The sequence below is a fragment of the Streptomyces monticola genome, from assembly GCF_042665355.1.
GTDB classification, from domain to species: domain Bacteria; phylum Actinomycetota; class Actinomycetes; order Streptomycetales; family Streptomycetaceae; genus Streptomyces; species Streptomyces monticola.
On sequence record NZ_JBHTCF010000012.1, the window covers coordinates 108,937 to 125,735 of the forward strand.

Annotated in this window: 13 protein-coding genes; 6 read left to right on the forward strand and 7 right to left on the reverse strand. The window is 72.0% G+C overall.

Annotated elements, in window-relative coordinates:
- Positions 1-60 precede the first annotated feature (60 nt).
- Positions 61-1,509: a GuaB1 family IMP dehydrogenase-related protein gene (locus tag ACFQVC_RS25920; RefSeq protein ID WP_381835205.1), complete on the reverse strand. Its 1,449-nt coding sequence runs from the start codon at positions 1,507-1,509 to the stop codon at positions 61-63.
- A gap of 352 nt (positions 1,510-1,861) precedes the next feature.
- Here ACFQVC_RS25920 and ACFQVC_RS25925 point away from each other — a divergent pair, with 352 nt between their 5' ends.
- Positions 1,862-5,182 (forward strand): S8 family peptidase, encoded by a 3,321-nt coding sequence (locus ACFQVC_RS25925; protein ID WP_381834915.1) that lies wholly within the window; start codon positions 1,862-1,864, stop codon positions 5,180-5,182.
- 72 nt (positions 5,183-5,254) lie between these two features.
- Here ACFQVC_RS25925 and ACFQVC_RS25930 read toward each other — a convergent pair whose 3' ends face one another.
- Both ACFQVC_RS25930 and ACFQVC_RS25935 read right to left on the reverse strand, forming a co-directional pair.
- Positions 5,255-5,587, reverse strand: coding sequence for a barstar family protein (locus tag ACFQVC_RS25930; RefSeq protein WP_381834917.1), 333 nt, complete (start codon positions 5,585-5,587; stop codon positions 5,255-5,257).
- Entirely contained in the window at positions 5,584-5,982 is a 399-nt protein-coding gene (locus tag ACFQVC_RS25935) for a guanyl-specific ribonuclease (protein ID WP_381834919.1), read from the reverse strand. Before ACFQVC_RS25935 ends, ACFQVC_RS25930 begins: the two co-directional genes overlap by 4 nt.
- Before the next feature lie 327 nt (positions 5,983-6,309).
- Here ACFQVC_RS25935 and ACFQVC_RS25940 point away from each other — a divergent pair, with 327 nt between their 5' ends.
- The 3 genes from ACFQVC_RS25940 to ACFQVC_RS25950 are packed head-to-tail and all read left to right on the forward strand — an operon-like array spanning position 6,310 to position 10,469.
- On the forward strand, positions 6,310-7,863 hold the full coding sequence (locus tag ACFQVC_RS25940; RefSeq protein WP_381835207.1) for an ATP-dependent DNA ligase: 1,554 nt from the start codon (positions 6,310-6,312) through the stop codon (positions 7,861-7,863).
- A 40-nt stretch (positions 7,864-7,903) separates the two neighbouring features.
- On the forward strand, positions 7,904-9,301 hold the full coding sequence (locus ACFQVC_RS25945; protein WP_381834921.1) for a type I glutamate--ammonia ligase: 1,398 nt from the start codon (positions 7,904-7,906) through the stop codon (positions 9,299-9,301).
- A 1-nt stretch (position 9,302) separates the two neighbouring features.
- Positions 9,303-10,469 carry an amidohydrolase family protein gene (locus ACFQVC_RS25950; RefSeq protein ID WP_381834923.1) on the forward strand — a complete coding sequence of 389 codons (1,167 nt, stop codon included), beginning with the start codon at positions 9,303-9,305 and terminating at the stop codon, positions 10,467-10,469.
- Positions 10,470-10,499: 30 nt separating this feature from the next.
- On the opposite strand, the gene ACFQVC_RS25955 is transcribed toward ACFQVC_RS25950, so the two are convergent.
- Positions 10,500-11,546 carry a sugar-binding transcriptional regulator gene (locus tag ACFQVC_RS25955; RefSeq protein WP_381834925.1) on the reverse strand — a complete coding sequence of 349 codons (1,047 nt, stop codon included), beginning with the start codon at positions 11,544-11,546 and terminating at the stop codon, positions 10,500-10,502.
- A 164-nt stretch (positions 11,547-11,710) separates the two neighbouring features.
- The gene (gene rpe, locus ACFQVC_RS25960) at positions 11,711-12,397 is read right to left on the reverse strand and encodes a ribulose-phosphate 3-epimerase (protein WP_381834927.1); all 687 of its coding nucleotides are present in this window, start codon (positions 12,395-12,397) and stop codon (positions 11,711-11,713) included.
- A 189-nt stretch (positions 12,398-12,586) separates the two neighbouring features.
- Between rpe and ACFQVC_RS25965 the strand changes: the two genes are divergently transcribed.
- Positions 12,587-12,973: a hypothetical protein gene (locus ACFQVC_RS25965; protein ID WP_381834929.1), complete on the forward strand. Its 387-nt coding sequence runs from the start codon at positions 12,587-12,589 to the stop codon at positions 12,971-12,973.
- A 34-nt stretch (positions 12,974-13,007) separates the two neighbouring features.
- Here the strand turns inward: ACFQVC_RS25965 and ACFQVC_RS25970 are convergent, their stop codons facing one another.
- Together ACFQVC_RS25970 and fmt are read right to left on the reverse strand one after the other, a co-directional pair.
- Positions 13,008-14,438, reverse strand: coding sequence for an RsmB/NOP family class I SAM-dependent RNA methyltransferase (locus ACFQVC_RS25970; protein WP_381834931.1), 1,431 nt, complete (start codon positions 14,436-14,438; stop codon positions 13,008-13,010).
- A gap of 298 nt (positions 14,439-14,736) precedes the next feature.
- The gene (fmt, locus tag ACFQVC_RS25975; protein WP_381834933.1) at positions 14,737-15,669 is read right to left on the reverse strand and encodes a methionyl-tRNA formyltransferase; all 933 of its coding nucleotides are present in this window, start codon (positions 15,667-15,669) and stop codon (positions 14,737-14,739) included.
- A gap of 270 nt (positions 15,670-15,939) precedes the next feature.
- Between fmt and ACFQVC_RS25980 the strand changes: the two genes are divergently transcribed.
- Positions 15,940-16,479, forward strand: a complete 540-nt coding sequence (locus tag ACFQVC_RS25980; RefSeq protein ID WP_381834935.1) for a hypothetical protein — start codon at positions 15,940-15,942, stop codon at positions 16,477-16,479.
- Positions 16,480-16,799: the final 320 nt, after the last annotated feature.

A 16,799-nucleotide genomic window follows, 5' to 3' on the forward strand; every position in this document is an offset into this window, starting at 1 on the left:
AGCCGATCGGGGCCGTGAACAGGGGTGGGGCGCGGTGCGGTCAGGAAACCGCCGGCGCCGCTACTGCCAGCTGGCGTGCAGCGGCTTGCCCTCGGCGTATCCGGCGGCGGACTGGATGCCGACGACGGCCTTCTCCTCGAACTCCGCGAGGGAGCCCGCTCCGGCGTAGGTGCAGGAGGAACGGACACCGGCGATGATCGAGTCGATCAGGTCCTCGACGCCCGGACGGGTCGGGTCGAGGAACATCCGCGAGGTGGAGATGCCCTCCTCGAAGAGCGCCTTGCGGGCCCGGTCGTACGCCGACTCGTCGCTGGTGCGGTTGCGCACGGCGCGGGCCGACGCCATGCCGAACGACTCCTTGTAGAGCCGGCCGTCGGCGGACTGCTGCAGGTCGCCCGGGGACTCGTAGGTGCCCGCGAACCAGGAGCCGATCATGACGTTGGACGCACCGGCGGCGAGCGCCATGGCGACATCACGGGGGTGACGGACGCCGCCGTCGGCCCACACGTGCTTGCCGTACTTCTTCGCCTCGGCGGCGCACTCCATGACGGCGGAGAACTGCGGCCGGCCGACGCCGGTCATCATGCGGGTGGTGCACATGGCGCCGGGGCCCACACCGACCTTGATGATGTCGGCGCCCGCGTCGATGAGGTCCTTGACGCCCTCGGCGGCGACGATGTTGCCCGCGACGATCGGGACCTGCGGGTCGAGCGCGCGGACCTTCTTGATGGCCTCGATCATCGACTCCTGGTGGCCGTGCGCGGTGTCGATGACGAGCGTGTCCACGCCCGCGTCGAGCAGCTGCTTGGCCTTGCCCGCCACATCGCCGTTGATGCCGACGGCGGCGGCGATCCGCAGGCCGCCCTTGGCGTCGACGGCCGGGGTGTAGAGGGTCGCGCGCAGGGCGCCCTTGCGGGTCAGGATGCCGACCAGCTTGCCGTCGGCGTCCACGGCCGGGGCGACCTTGCGGTGGCCGGCGTCGAGCTTGGTGAAGGCCTCGCGCGGGTCGATGTCGGCGTCGATGAGCAGCAGCTCCTTCGACATGACCTCGGACAGCTGCGTGAAGCGGTCCACGCCCGTCAGGTCGGACTCGGTGACGACACCGACGGGACGGCCGTCGGCGTCGACCACGACACCGGCGCCGTGCGCCCGCTTGGGCAGCAGCGACAGGGCGTCGGCCACGGTCTGGGACGGGGCCAGGATGATCGGGGTGTCGAGCACGTGATGACGCGTCTTGACCCAGGAGATGACCTCGGTGACGACCTCGATCGGGATGTCCTGGGGAATGACGACGAGCCCGCCGCGACGGGCCACGGTCTCGGCCATCCGGCGGCCGGCGATGGCGGTCATGTTGGCCACGACCAGGGGGATCGTGGTGCCCGTACCGTCCGGGGCGGAGAGGTCCACGCCCTGCCGGGAGCCGACGGCGGAGCGGCTCGGCACCATGAACACATCGTCGTACGTGAGGTCGTACGGCGGCTTGATGTCATTGAGGAAACGCACGTGCAGAACATCCCAGTCGTTCGGAGTTGACCCTCGGGCAGGTCAGCCGGAGGAAACGCACGTACTTCATTGTCCCATGCCGCCGCGATTGCGCCGCCCGGACAGATCGTCCAGGGGAACGCGACGTTCCTGGTCGGATCCTCCAAGCCCGCCGGGCCGTCAGGGCGCGAAGGGCTCGTCGGGCGGGTCGCCGAAGGCCCGTCCAGAAGGTGCCGATCGTGAATGGCCGGTTCCCCGGCCAACCATTCCGTCACCTCAGCCGCAGCGTTGAGCGGCCCCGCCCGCATCGGCATACTGCGCGCACTCAGGAGCAGCGGCTCCAGCTCCAAGATCTCCAGGGGGAGACTTGCGCAGACAAGTGAAAAGAGCCGGCGTCACCACCGTGGCCGTGGCCGCGGCCGTGGCCCTCGCGGCGGGAATGACCACCCCGGCGACCGCGACGGCGGAGCGCCCGACAGGCGGGGCGCACAGCGCCGCGCCGAAGCACCGCGTCCAGCTGATCACCGGCGACCGTGTGGTGGTCGACGGCAAGGGCCGGATGGTCGGTCTGGAACGCGCCGAAGGGCGCGAGGACGTACCCGTGCAGACCGTGAAGGCGAAGGGGCACACCCTCGTGCTGCCCCTCGACGCCCGCCGCCTTATCGCGGACGGCAGGCTCGACCAGCGCCTGTTCGACATCACGGAACTCAGCAAGGCGGCGACGCGCAAGGCCCACAAGAAGGGCCTCAAGGTCATCGTCGGCTACAAGGGAGCGGCGGCCGAGGCCAGGTCCGATGTCCACGCCGTGGACGGCACGAAGGTCCGCAGAACCCTCAAGTCACTCAACGCCGAGGCACTGACCGCGCCGAAGCAGGAGGCGACCGCGCTCTGGCAGGCCCTCACCAGCGAGCGCGGCGCGGGCGCCCGCACCACCGCGTCCGGTGTGCAGCGCATCTGGCTCGACGGCACCCGCAAGGCGACGCTGGACAAGTCCACCAAGCAGATCGGGGCCGACAAGGCCTGGGCCGCCGGGTACGACGGCAAGGGCGTGAAGATCGCCGTCCTGGACACCGGGGTCGACCAGACCCACGCGGACCTCAAGGACCAGGAGATCGCGGAGAAGAACTTCTCCGACGCCGCCGACGCCAAGGACCGCTTCGGCCACGGCACCCACGTGGCGTCCATCGCGGCCGGTACGGGGGCCAAGTCGGGCGGCAAGTTCAAGGGCGTCGCGTCCGGCGCGAAGATCCTCGACGGCAAGGTGCTCAACGACTTCGGCGGGGGCGACGACTCCGGCATCGTCGCCGGCATCGAGTGGGCCGTCGCCGAGGGCGCCGATGTGGTCAACCTCAGCCTCGGCGGCGGCGACACCCCGCAGGTGGACCCGCTGGAAGCGGCCGTCAACAAGTTCTCCGCCGAGAAGGGCACGCTCTTCGCGATCTCGGCCGGCAACTCCGGGCCCGGCGGCCGGTCCATCGGCTCCCCGGGCAGCGCGGACGCCGCGCTCACCGTCGGCGCCGTCGACGACAGCGACAAGCTGGCCGGCTTCTCCAGCCGCGGCCCGCGCATCGGCGACGGCGCGATCAAGCCGGATGTCACGGCCCCCGGAGTGGACACCACGGCGGCCGCCGCCCCGGGCAGTGTGCTCGACCAGGAGGTCGGCCAGAACCCGGACGGCTATCTGACGATCTCCGGTACGTCGATGGCGAGCCCGCATGCCGCGGGCGCCGCGGCGCTGCTCAAGCAGCAGCACCCGGACTGGAAGTACACCGAGCTCAAGGGCGCCCTCACGGCCTCCGCCAAGCCCGGCAAGTACACGGCGTTCCAGCAGGGTTCGGGCCGTATCGCCGTCGATCAGGCGATCAAGCAGACCGTGTTCGCGGACCCGGTGTCGGTGAGCTTCGGGGTCGCGCAGTGGCCGCACACCGACGACCAGCCGATCACCAAGAAGGTCACGTACCGCAACACCGGCACCAAGGACATCACCCTCGACCTGACCGCGACGGGCACCGACCCCCAGGGCAAGCCCGCCCCCGCGGGCTTCTTCACCGTCGCCACCAAGCAGGTCACCGTGCCCGCGGGCGGCACCGCGAGCGCCGACATCACCGCCGACCCGAAGCTCGGCGGCACGGTCGACGGCTCGTACTCCGCGTACATCGTGGCGACCGGCGGCGGCCAGACCGTGCGCACGGCGGCGGCGGTCGAGCGTGAGGTCGAGTCGTACGACGTGACCCTGAACTCCATCGGACGCGACGGCAAGGCCTCTCCGTACAGCTACTCGCTGCTGCTCGGTGTCACGGGCCTGGGCGCGGACCTGGTGGACTTCCCCCACGACCCGTCCGGCACGGTCAAGATGCGCCTGCCCAAGGGCACTTACCTGCTCGACACGATCGTGGCCGTCAACGGCGACGACAGCACCCAGGGCCTGGACTCGCTGGTCCAGCCGAAGGTGACCATCAACAAGCCGACCACGCTGACACGCGACGCGCGGACCGCGAAGCCGGTCGACATCAAGGTGCCCGACGCCTCCGCCGCGCCCCGCTTCGCCGCGATGTCCTACGAGTTCATGACCGAGACCTGGGGCTTCTTCTCCTCCCTCGCCGTGCCGACGTTCGCGGACATGCGCACCCGGCACATCGGCCCGGCGGCCACCGGCCTGAGCCAGCAGTGGACCGGCGAGTGGGCCAAGGGCGCGTCGGCCCAGTACGACGTGGTCCTCGGCGGCAAGGTGAAGCAGCTCGCCACCGGCTACCAGCGGTCGCTCAAGAAGGGCGATCTGGCCACCGTGAAGGTCGCCATCGGCGCATCGGCCGCACAGAAGACCGGCGGCGTCTGGGCGTGGGGCTTCCTGCCGAGCGGGGGCGCCTTCGCCACGCGCCCCGCGACGCAGAAGATACCGAGCACCCGCACCCTGTACGTGTCGAGCCTCGACAAGGCGCAGTGGTCCTTCGACGTCGACCAGTACGGCGGCAAGGACGCCGAGGGCCGGCCGCTCCTCGAAGCCGCCTACACGCTCGGCGCCCCGCAGACCTTCAGCGCCGGCAAGAGCTACGAGAAGGTCTTCAACACGGGGGTCTTCGGGCCGCGCGTGGGCGGCGTGTACGGCGTCTACCGCATCGGCAACGTGATGGTCGGCTCGCTGCCGATGTTCGCCGACGGCAAGACGCACGCCGGTGCCTCGGTCTACTCCTCGGTGAAGACCACGCTGTACCGCAACGGCACCAAGCTCTTCGAGAACGCCGATCCGCTCTTCGGTGACAGCGTGTTCACGGTTCCGGCGGCGGACGCCGCGTACAAGCTGACCACGTCCATCAAGCGCGACCCGAAGGTGGCCACGGCCTCCAGCCGGATCGACGCCAGCTGGACGTTCCGCTCCAAGATGGTCGAGGAGGCGATGCTCCCGGTTTCCATGGCCCGCTTCGGCGCCACGGTCGGCCCGGACTCCACCGCCCCCGCCGGCAAGACCGTCACGATCCCGGTGACGGTCCAGGGCGCGGCGGCCGGATCCAACCTCAAGTCGCTCTACGCGTACGTGAGTTACGACTACGGCAAGACCTGGAAGCAGCTCAAGATCAAGGACGGCAAGGTGACCGTGAAGAACCCGGCGAAGGGCAAGGGAATCTCCTTCCACGCCAAGGTCACGGACAAGAAGGGCAACAAGACGACGGTGTCGATCTACGACGCCTACCTGGGCAAGTAGGCCTGGGCAGCGGCGGTCCGCACGGACTCCAGGTGCGGACCGCCGTGTCGTCCCCTCCGTCCCACTCTCATCTCACTCCGGCGCGAGGGCGAGCAGCACGGAAAGCCGCTCTCCGGACGACGCCTCGCCGAGCACTTCCTGCGCGATGGCCCACTCCTCGGGGCGGGCCGCTGCGTAGTCCTGCCAGCCGGTGACCACGAGCAGGGTGCCGGGCGGCAGTTCGGTCAGACAGTCGGCGAGCGCGTCCCAGTTGCGGCCGAACCAGCCGGGCAGATCCAGGTCACGGGCGCAGCGCTCCATGAAGGCGGCCTTGTCGGTGACCCCGCCGAGTGCGAGCACGACAGCGCCGGTACCGGCCGCCCGCGCGGCGGCGAACAGCCTGCCGAGGGGGGTCGTCTCCGTCATCGCAGGACCGCCTTGAACGTCTTGTAGTGGTCGTCGGTGTAGTAGATCTCGCCGCCCCGTCCGGTGACGATACGGCGGGCGCCCCGGTCGCGTTCGCGCGGCGTCCGCACGGTGTACTCGCGGTAGTAGCCCCGCTTCTGCCGGGGCAGGACCCGCTCGTAGTTCCCGAAGGACGCCCCGTCCTTCTCGTACGGAAAGGGCCCGCCGGCGTCGATGAGCCGCAGCGTCTCACGCGCCTCCCCCGGAAGCGACCCCACCTGAACGGCCCCCATCCCCCGAGCCCACGAGGGAACAGCCGCAGGCGCCTCGGCCCCGCCCTTGCCCGAGCACCCCGCGAGCAGCACCCCGAAACAGACAAGAACCACGGCAAGCGGCCGCCCGAGACGCTGGATCATGAGCCCGATGCTGCCACAGGGACGCCCCACAGGCCTGCCCGGCAACTCACAGCCCGAAGGGCGGCCTCACGGCCGAGGCACCACACAATTCATCCCGCCCGGCACATAAACCAGCCCGCCCGGCGCACAGATCAGCCCGTCCGGCGTTTGAGGACAAGCCCGAAGGGCGGTCTCGGGGCCACCCCGCCGCGGGGCGAGGACAAGCAAAACAGCCCGTCCGGCGCTTGAGGACGAGCCCGGAGGGCGACCTCCGGCCACCCCGGCACGGGGCACGCCACGCAACGGCCACCCCGGCGCCGGGCGCCATTCCCTGCGACCATGAAACACATGCTGCTCGCCGACGTGGCCACAACCTCGCGGGAGATCGCCGCCACCGGCGCGCGCTCGAAGAAGACCGCGCTCCTCGCGGAGCTGTTCACCAAGATGACGCCGGACGAAGCACCCCTGGTGGTCAGCTACCTCTCGGGCCGCCTGCCGCAGCGCAAAATCGGCGTCGGCTGGAGCTCCCTCAGACAGCCCCCGCCCCCGGCCGCCGAACCGACCATCCACGTACGCGAGCTGCACGAGACCTTCGACCGGATCGCCGCCGTCACGGGCAAGGGCGCACAGGGCGAGCGCAAACGCCTCCTCCACGATCTGCTCGCTGCCGCCACCGAGGACGAACAGCGGTTCCTGTCCGGGCTGCTGAGCGGAGAACTGCGCCAGGGCGCCCTGGACGCCATCGCCGCCGAGGGCCTGGCCGCGGCGGTCGGCGCCGAGCCCGCAGCCGTACGCCGGGCGGTGATGCTGGCGGGGCGTCTGGACGTCGTGGCGCAGGCCCTGACCGCGCAGGGGGTCGCGGCGCTCGACTCCTTCCGGCTCGACGTGGGGCGGCCGGTGCTCCCGATGCTCGCGAAGACCGCGAAGGACGTGGACGAGGCCCTCGACATGGTGGGCCCGTGCGCGGTGGAGGAGAAACTCGACGGGATCCGGGTGCAGGTGCACCGCAGCGGCGACGAGGTGCGGATCTTCACCCGCACCCTGGACGAGATCACCGCAAGACTGCCCGAAGTCGTGGCGGCGGCAAGGGAGTTGACCGCACAGCGGGCGGTGCTCGACGGGGAGGTGATCGCCTTGGACGACACGGGGCGGCCGCGGCCCTTCCAGGACATCGCGGGGCGCGTGGGCTCCCGGCTCGACGTGGCCGGCGCGCAGGCCTCACTGCCGCTGTTTCCGGTCTTCTTCGACCTGCTCTCCGTGGACGGCCGTGAGCTGCTCGACCTGCCGGCGCGCGAGCGGCACGCGGAGCTGGCCCGGATCGCACCGGAGCCACGCCGCGTGCGCCGTTGCCCGGTCGAGGACCCCGAGGATCCCCAACTCAGGGAGCAGGCGCGGACGTTCGCGGAACAGACGCTGGAACGCGGCCACGAGGGCGTGGTCGTCAAGGGTCTGGACGCACCGTACAGCGCCGGGCGCAGAGGCGCGTCGTGGGTGAAGGTGAAGCCCGTGCACACCTTGGACCTGGTGGTCCTGGCGGCCGAGTGGGGGCACGGCAGGCGCACCGGGAAACTGTCCAATCTGCATCTGGGCGCGCGCCGCGCCGACGGTTCCTTCGCCATGCTGGGCAAGACGTTCAAGGGCCTGACGGACGCGCTGCTGACCTGGCAGACGGAGCGCCTGCAGGAGCTGGCGGCCGACGGGGAGGGCACCGGGACCGACGCCGAGTGGGTGGTGCGGGTACGGCCCGAGCTCGTGGTAGAGGTGGCGTTCGACGGAGTGCAGCGCTCACCGCGCTATCCGGAGGGCGTGACGCTGCGCTTCGCGCGCGTGGTGCGCTACCGCGAGGACAAGACGGCCGCGCAGGCCGACACGGTCGAGACGGTGCTCGCCCTGCTGCGCTGACCACGCGAGCGGAGGGGCGGCCCCAACCGGGGAGGAAAGCATGGCCAGTTCACAGGAGACCGCAGAAGCCACCCTCGCGAAGGGCACGTCGGGCCCCGTGCCATCGGACCCCTTGCCGTCGGGCCCCGTGCCATCGGACCCGGCCCTTGCGGACCTCGCGCGGCGTGGTGTCCACGGCGTCGCCCTGACGTGGGTCGACAACGCCGGCATCGCCCGGGTGAAAGCGGTGCCCCTGGCCCGGCTCACGCACGCCGCGAAGCGCGGGGTCGGGATGTCACCCGTCTTCGACGTCTATCTGGTCGACGACTCCATGACCGCCACCCAGTACACGGGCGGCCCCGACGGCGATCTGCGGCTCGTACCGGATCTGCAGCGCCTCACCGTCCTGGCCGCGCAGCCCGGCTGGGCCTGGGCTCCCGTCGACCGCTTCGACCAGCGGGGCCGCCCCTACCCGGGCTGCCAGCGGCAGTTCGCCCGCCGGATGACCGAACGCGCCGCCGCCCGCGGCCTCGAGCTGCGGATGGGCTTCGAGACGGAGTGGGTGGTGCGCCGGGAAGGAGAGCCCGCGTGCCGGGGCCCGGCGTACGGCATGACGCGCGTCGTCGAGCTCTCGGCGTACACGGACGCCGTGCTGTCCGCCCTGGTCGCCCAGGGCCTGGACGTCCTGCAGATCCATCCCGAGTACACACCGGGGCAGTTCGAGGTGTCGGTGGCGCCCACCGACCCCGTGGGGGCGGCCGACCAAGCGGTCCTCGTACGGGAGACCATCCGCGCGGTCTCCCTGGCGCACGGACTGACGCCGGCGTTCGGCCCGGTGGTGGATCCGGGCGGCGTCGGCAACGGCCGGCATCTGCACCTGAGCCTGTGGCGGGACGGCCGCAATGTGCTGGCGGGCGGCGATGGCCCCTTCGGCCTGACGGCACCGGGCGAGGCCTTTCTTTCGGGAGTGCTCACTGCGCTCCCCGCCCTCCTCGCCGTCGGCGCCCCTTCCCCCGCGAGCTATCTGCGCCTGGAACCCTCCCGCTGGGCCGGCGCGTACCAGTGCTGGGGGCTCGAGAACCGCGAAGCCGCCCTCCGCTTCATCACCGGCGCCCCGGACGAGCAGCCGTCGGCGGCCAATGCCGAGGTGAAGTGCTTCGATCCGGCGGCCAATCCGTATCTCGTGGTCGGCTCGGTGATCGCGGCCGGGCTCGCCGCCCCGGACACGGACGCCACCCTGCCGTCGCCGGTCTCCGGGGACCCGGTGCACCAGGACCAGCCTCGACTGCCCACTTCCCTGCCGCGGTCCCTGGACCACTTCGGCTCCTCGCCCGTACTGCGCGAGGCGATGGGCGACGAGCTGTTCGAGGCGTTCGCCGCGGTGCGCGCGGCGGAGGCCGAGCTGTTCGACGGCGCCTCCCCCGAGGAACTGGCCGCCGCGACCAGGGAGCGCTACTGACATGGGCCCGCAGCCCGCGCCCCTTCCGGAGCTGCGTCTCGTCGACCACCACTGCCACGGAGTGCTGCGCACCCACCCCGACCGCACGGCCTTCGAGGCGCTCCTGACCGAGTCCGACGCACCCGCCGCCCCCGGCACGACGTTCTTCGACACCCAACTGGGCTTCGCCGTACGCCGGTTGTGCCCGCCGCTGCTCGGCCTCGACCCGCACTGCGCGCCGGAGCCGTATCTGGCGCGGCGCCGCGAACTGGGTGCCGAGGAGAGCGGCAGGCGGCTGCTGCGAGCGGCCGGGATCGCCGAGTTCCTGGTGGACACCGGCCTGCCGGGCGACCTCACGGAACCCCGGGAACTCGCGGCGCTCGGCGGCGGCCGGGCGCGCGAGATCGTCCGCCTGGAACACCTCGCCGAGCGGTGTGCCGACGGCATCGCCGACACCGACGACACCGCCGACACCGCCGCCCCGGAACGCTTCGTCACCGCCCTGGCCACCGGAATCCGGTCGGCCGCCCGCACGGCGGCCGGCTTCAAGTCGGTCGCCGCCTACCGGCACGGCCTGCATCTGGACCCCGACGAACCGCACCGTGACGAGGTACTGCGGGCGGCCGCCCACTGGCTCGACGGCCGCAGCACAGGCACCCGCCTGGGCGACCCCGTACTCCTGCGTCATCTGCTCTGGTCGGCGGCGCGCACCGGGCTTCCGCTGCAGCTGCACACCGGCTTCGGCGACCCTGATCTGCGTCTGCAGCACAGCGACCCGCTGCTCCTGACGGACTTCATCAAGGCGGTGCGCCCCACCGGCTGCACCCTGGTCCTGCTGCACGGCTACCCGTTCCACCGCAACGCGGGCTATCTCGCCCACGTCTTCCCGCATGTCTACGCGGACGTGGGTCTCGCCCTCACCCACACCGGCGCCCGCGCCACCGCCGTACTCGCCGAACTCCTCGAACTCACCCCGTTCGGCAAGCTCCTGTTCTCCACGGACGGCTACGGCCTGCCGGAGCTGTACGTCGTGGGGGCGCACCTCTTCCGCGAGGCGCTGGCGGAGCTGACCACGGCCCTGGTGGCCTCGGGCGCCTGGTCACGGCCGGACGCGGACCGGGTCGCGAACATGATCGCCTCGGGCAACGCACAGCGCGTCTACGGCACGACCGCGACCGCGACCGCCTAGACGGCACCGAGGCGCCGCGCACCCGAGGTCTCAGGGCCCGTCCGGGTCCGCCCGGTCGAGGGCGGGCCTGGGCGCGGTCCCGGCCGCGAGGAGATAGTCCGCCGCGGCGGTGTCCGTGACCAGGCTGGTCACGAGCCCGGACCGCAGGACGGCGTCGATCGCGCCGGCCTTGCGCTGTCCGCCCGCGATGGCGACGACTTCGGGGATCCGCCGCAGCCGGTCCGCCTCGACCGTGATGCACCGCTCGCCCAGGTCGCGCCCGACCCGCCGCCCGTCGGAGTCGAAGAGGTGCGCGGACATCTCGGCGGCGACACCGAGCGAGGCGTAGTGCGCGCGCTCCTCGTCCGTCAGCATGTCGTGCACGGTCGAGATGCCCGGCTCCCAGGAGCCGATGGACACCGCGGCCACGGTGACCTTGTCGAAGTACTCGAAGGCCCGCGCGATACCCGTCTGGTTGCGCAGGGCGGCGGCCGTCGCCGGGTCGGGCAGCAGCATCGGCGCGTAGATCGGGTGCGCCTCACCGCCGGAGACCTGTGCGGCCCGGCGGACCGCCTCGACGGAGCCGCGCTCGGCGGTCCCGGCGTCGTAGACACCGGTGAGCTGTACGACGGTGCAGGGCGGCAGGCGGTCGAGCGCCGCCGCCATGTGGATGGTGGAGCGGCCCCAGGCGAGGCCGAGCACATCGCCCTCGGTGACGAGCTCGCCGAGCAGATCGGCGGCCACCTCTCCGAGGTTCTCCGGGTCGGGCGACTCCTCGACGGCCTGCGCGGGCGACTCCACGACGACCGCGTGCCGCAGTCCGTAGCGGGCCCGCAGGCGGTCGGAGCGCTCGGCGTCGAGTTCGGCGGGGACGCGGATCTCGATCCGTACGAGATCCCGTTCCAAGGCGGTCTCCAGGACCCGCGCGACCTTGAAGCGGCTGACGCCGAACTCCTCCGCGATCTGGATCTTGGATTTGCCCTCGAGATAGAAGCGGCGGGCCATGGCCGCCGCCTGCACCAGCTCAGCGGGTCCCATCCGCAGGGCCGGCCTCCCCGCTGACATGCCAGTCACGGCGCTCTCCTCACTGCTGTTCACAAGCTCTGCTGTTCACAAGCGGTTGTTCACACGGCTGTGGTTCACAAGTTCACTCATCGGCTCGCCGTTCATCCTTGCAGATCCGGCGGTGCTTGATCAGTCCTGCCGGACCCCGTTCATCTGCCGGTGGCGCACAGGACGCGTGGGCGGTGGCCCCCGGTGGTTCAGTGCGCGCAGGCCCAGGCCGCGCCGGCGGTGGTCTGCTCGGCCTTGGCCCGCAGGGCGCGCACCGCATCGGCCGGGTCGTCCTTGCCGTAGACGGCGGAGCCCGCGACGAAGACATCGGCGCCGGCTTCGGCACACCGCTCGATGGTGGAGTCCGAGACACCGCCGTCGACCTGCAGCCACAGCTCAAGACCGTGCTTGGAGATCAGCTCCCGGGTCCTGCGGATCTTGGGCAGCATGATGTCGAGGAAGGCCTGACCGCCGAAGCCGGGCTCCACGGTCATGATCAGCAGCATGTCCAGCTCGGGCAGCAGATCCTCGTACGGCTCGATCGGGGTCGCGGGCTTGAGCGCCATGGAGGCCCTGGCGCCCTTGGCACGGATCTCCCTGGCCAGGCGCACGGGCGCGGCGGCGGCCTCGGCGTGGAAGGTCACGGAGCCGGCCCCCGCTTCGACGTACTGCGGCGCCCAGCGATCGGGGTCCTCGATCATCAGATGGCAGTCCAGGGGCGTGTCCGTCGCACGGCTCAGGGACTCTACGATCGGCACCCCGAGCGTCAGATTCGGCACGAAGTGGTTGTCCATCACGTCGACGTGGAGCCAGTCGGCACCTTCGACGGCCTTCGCCTCCTCCGCGAGGCGGGCGAAGTCGGCGGACAGGATGCTGGGGTTGATCTGAACTGCCATGCCCCAAGCCTGCCATGCCCGGCGCCGGTTGCCGTCCTTGTACCGTGCACCCACCCCGCCCCGGAGCCGCTGCCCCGGCGTCGCGGCCGGCACCGGGAGGCTGCCCGGGAGCGGCCTCCCGGCGCCCTTGTAGGCTCGCGTGGAACCGGGCACGGGGCAGTCCGTCCGGTCACGTCTCGGGAGGTACACGTGGCTGAATTCGTCATCATCGGCATCGGCGGACTCATCGTCCTCGGCATCATCGCCGTCGTAGTGGTCGCCGTGGTGCTGGCGACCCGCCGCAATCGCACGCAGACGCCGGGGCCCACGATGATGCCTCCGCCGGGCCAGCCCCCGATGGGTCAGCCCTCCATGGGTCAGCCCCCCATGGGCCAGCCCTCCATGGGGCAGCCCTCCATGGGGCAGCCCTCCATGGGGCAGCCGTACCAGCAGCTCCAGTACCCGCCGATGCCTCAGCCCGGCGGACAGCCCCAGCAGAACCCGTACACGCAGGACCCCGGCCAGTACGGCCAGCAGCCTCAGCAACCCCAGCAGCCGCCCCACCCGCCGCAGCAGCAGCCGCACCAGGGCCAGTAGCAGCCCCACTGCCGCTGCCCCGTGGCGGCTACGCCTACCGCGTGCGCCGCAGCACCGCCAGATACATCGCGTCGGTGCCGTGCAGATGCGGCCACAGCTGGACGTCGGGCCCGTCGCCGAGCGCGGGCACGCCCGGCAACAGCGGCCGTGCGTCGACGAGTTCGGCGCCGCCCTGCTTCTTCAGTACGTCATCCACCACGGCGCGCGTCTCGGCCAGATGCGGCGAGCACGTGGCGTAGCCGACGACTCCCCCGACGCGTACCGCCTTCAACGCCTCCCGCAGCAGGCCGCGTTGCAGCGGGGCGAAACCGTCCAGGTCATCGGGGCGGCGCCGCCAGCGGGCCTCGGGGCGGCGGCGCAGCGCGCCGAGGCCGGTGCAGGGCACGTCCATCAGGACACGGTCGAAGGTGCCGGGCCGCCAGGGCGGCCGGGTGCCGTCGGCGGCGATCACCTGGTAGGAGCCGGGGTTGCCGTCCAGCGCCTGGGCGACGAGACCGGCGCGGTGCGGCTGCTTCTCGGACGCCAGCAGCATCGCGCCCCGCTGGGCGGCGAGCCCGGCGAGCATCGCGGCCTTTCCGCCGGGGCCCGCGCAGCCGTCGAGCCAGCGTGCGTCGGAGCCTTCGACGGGCGCGTTGGCGAGGGCCAGCGCCACCAGCTGGCTGCCCTCGTCCTGCACTCCGGCCCGCCCCTCGCGCACCGCTTCGAGGGCTCCGGGCTCGCCGCCTTCGGTGAGCCGCACGGCATACGGCGACCAGCGGCCGGGCAGCGCGGTGTCCTCGGCGAGCCCGTCGAGGAGCTCGTCGGCGGTGATACGGCCCGGGCGGGCTACGAGGGTGACCTCGGGCCGCTCGTTGTCGGCCTCGAGCAGATCCTCGATACCGGCCCGGCCGCCGCCGAGCGAGTCCCACAGCGCGGACACCACCCAGCGCGGGTGCGAGTGCACGACGGCCAGGTGGTCCTCGGGATCCTCGTCGTACGGCGGCGCGACCTTCTCGAGCCAGCCGTCGAGGTCATGGGCCGCGACCTTCCGCAGGACCGCGTTGACGAACTTGGCCCGCCCGTCGCCGAGTACGACCCGGGCGAGCTCCACACTCGCGGACACCGCGGCGTGGGTGGGGATACGGGTGCCGAGCAGCTGGTGCGCGCCGAGGCTCAGCACGTCCAGGACCGGCGGGTCGACCTCGCGCAGCGGCCGGTCGATACAGGCCGCGATGATCGCGTCGTAGGTGCCCTGGCGGCGCAGCGTGCCGTACACGAGCTCGGTGGCGAGCGCGGCGTCACGGCTGTCGAACTCACCTTTTTCGCGCGCCTTGCGCAGCAGCGGCGGCAGCACGAGATTCGCGTAGGCATCCCGCTCGTCCACCGCCCGCAAGGCCTCGAAGGCAAGGATCCGCACGGGGTCCTTCTGCGGACGGCGGTAGGGCTTGGCGGGCTTACGGGGACGTCGACGAGGCTGCTCGTTCACGAAAAAGGTGCTCCGGATCTGGGATGACGTGCCTCCCAAGCCTACGCGCCCCTCCCCCACCAGACCTTCCGGCCCCGCAGTCCCCCGGAGTGCGGTTCGTCGCGCCCCAAAGGGGCGCGGGGCTGTGCCGATATGCGGCTCCGCCCCGCGCCGAGAGCTTGAGGGAGCGACCGGTTCGTCGCGCCCCAGAGGGGCGCGGGGAACTGCGCGACCAGCCACGACGCACCCGCAGACGCCCTACCGGACACAGCCCCGGCATAGCCGCACTCAGCGGGCGACGGGAAGATCCCGGCTGGACCTACACCCCAAGAACCTCGCCGGAGGCGATCCGCACGCCACGAGCCCAATCCGCCCCCCGCATAGGCTTCTTGCCCTGCGGCTGCACCCACAGCAGCTCGATGGCGTGGGAGCCCGTCCCCACGTACACGTTGTTCTTCCCGGCGGCGAGGGCCCCGGGCGCGAGATCGGTCCGGTCGGGCACCGGCGACGCGGCCACCAGCTTCAGACGCTCGCCGCGGAACACGGTCCAGGCCCCCGGCGCGGGCGTGCAGCCGCGCACCACACGGTCCACGCGCAGGGCGGGCGCCGCCCAGTCGACCTGGGCGTCCTCGACGGTGATCTTCGGCGCGAGGCTGACGCCGTCGACAGGCTGAGGCACGGCCTTCAGGGAGCCGTCCTCGATGCCGTCCATGGTCGCGGCGAGCAGCCCGGAGCCCGCGAAGGCCAGCCGGGTCAGCAGGTCACCGCTGGTGTCGGTGGGCCGCACCTGCTCGGTGACCGTGCCGAACACGGGCCCGGAGTCGAGCCCTTCCTCGATCTGGAAGGTGGACGCACCGGTGATCTCGTCGCCCGCCATGATCGAGTGCTGCACGGGCGCCGCACCGCGCCAGGCGGGCAGCAGCGAGAAGTGCAGATTGACCCAGCCACGCGCCGGCACATCGAGCGCGACCCGCGGCAGCAGCGCGCCGTACGCCACCACCGGGCAGCAGTCGGGGCCGATCTCCCGCAGCCGCGCCAGGAAGTCCTCGTCACGCGGCCGGCGGGGCTTGAGCACCTCGATCCCGGCCTCCTCGGCCCGCTGCGCGACCGGACTCGCGACCAGCCTGCGACCGCGTCCCGCGGGCGCGTCGGGCCGGGTGACGACGGCCGCCACCTCATGCCGGTCGGAGGCGATCAGGGCATCCAGGGCGGGAACGGCGACCTCGGGGGTGCCTGCGAAGACCAGCTTCATAGGTGGGCGACTGCCTCTCGGGCGGGGTACGTGACGAGCAGCGCACCAGTCTATGGGCCGCCCGCCGGGCGCGGCATACGCCTGTGGACAACGGTGCCTCCGGGGGCGTACGAGCGGCCGTGCGCCCTGCGCATATGCGCATACGCCCCTGCACCGTGACCACATCGACGGGTGGCGCGTTGGTCAAGAAGGAGTTGACCTCAACGGGTCGACGACACGGGCCGCACATGCGGCCCGATCCTTTTCAACGCCGGTTCGAGAGGCTTGTTCATGGCCGACCACGCAACCCACGACGCCCAGGCACGGGCCAGCCTGCACCTGCTGGTGCGGGACATCGAGCGGGTCCGCCGGCAGGTGGACGCGCTGCGCACCCTCACCGCCCAGTTGGGGAATGTCTACCGGCCGCGCCGGTCAGGGCCCTCCACGGGCTTCGTCGTGTACGGACGCGCGCCCGCCCCGACCGTCCGCCTCGCCCAGGAACTGCGGGACAGCGTCGAGACCCTGGTCACGGCCGCCGTGGACTTCGACCGCTCCCTCGGCTTCTCCTGGGACGCGGTGGGCTCGGCGCTCGGGGTCACCAAGCAGGCGGTGCACCGCAGGTACGGAGCCCGCCGGGCCACGACCCAGGCGGCCGCGGAGGCGGAGCGCGCCACGGAGACCGCGGGCACCCGGGCCGCGGTGCCCGTCGGTTCCCCCGGACTGCCGTCGGTGCCCGCCGCCCGCTCCATGCCGACCCAGCCGACCGCGGGCAGCCCAGGTCTGCGCGACGAAGCGCGTCCGGGCGCCTTCCCCGGCCCCCGCAACGGCTGATCCGACGCGAGCTCCCGCGCAGCAGTAACGCCGACGCTGCTGCAAGGGGCTCGCCGCCCCGTGAATGCCCCCGCTTCCACCCCCAGGGCGGGGGCATTCGCACGCGCGCACGGGCGCGAGTCCACGCCCAACTGCCGCGAGAACAACCGCGTACCGCACAATCGCGAGCCCCCGAGCCCCCGAGCCCCCGGGACCGCCAGACCGCCAGAGCGCCAGAGCGCCAGAGCAACCGGAAGCCGCTGAGAACCGTAAAAGCAACCGGAAGCCGCTCAGAACCGCCAGACCACAAGTGCGGCCGCGTACCGCAAAACTGAGCGAGC

Bases quoted from the DNA above. Each gene is read 5' to 3' on its own strand.
- ACFQVC_RS25930 (WP_381834917.1), bottom strand. From the start codon at position 5,587: ATGACGGAGACGACCCCCCTCGGCAGGCTGTTCGCCGCCGCGCGGGCG.
- ACFQVC_RS25935 (WP_381834919.1), bottom strand. From the start codon at position 5,982: ATGATCCAGCGTCTCGGGCGGCCGCTTGCCGTGGTTCTTGTCTGTTTC.
- ACFQVC_RS25940 (WP_381835207.1), top strand. From the start codon at position 6,310: ATGCTGCTCGCCGACGTGGCCACAACCTCGCGGGAGATCGCCGCCACC.
- ACFQVC_RS25945 (WP_381834921.1), top strand. From the start codon at position 7,904: ATGGCCAGTTCACAGGAGACCGCAGAAGCCACCCTCGCGAAGGGCACG.
- ACFQVC_RS25950 (WP_381834923.1), top strand. From the start codon at position 9,303: ATGGGCCCGCAGCCCGCGCCCCTTCCGGAGCTGCGTCTCGTCGACCAC.
- rpe (WP_381834927.1), bottom strand. From the start codon at position 12,397: ATGGCAGTTCAGATCAACCCCAGCATCCTGTCCGCCGACTTCGCCCGC.
- fmt (WP_381834933.1), bottom strand. From the start codon at position 15,669: ATGAAGCTGGTCTTCGCAGGCACCCCCGAGGTCGCCGTTCCCGCCCTG.
- ACFQVC_RS25980 (WP_381834935.1), top strand. From the start codon at position 15,940: ATGGCCGACCACGCAACCCACGACGCCCAGGCACGGGCCAGCCTGCAC.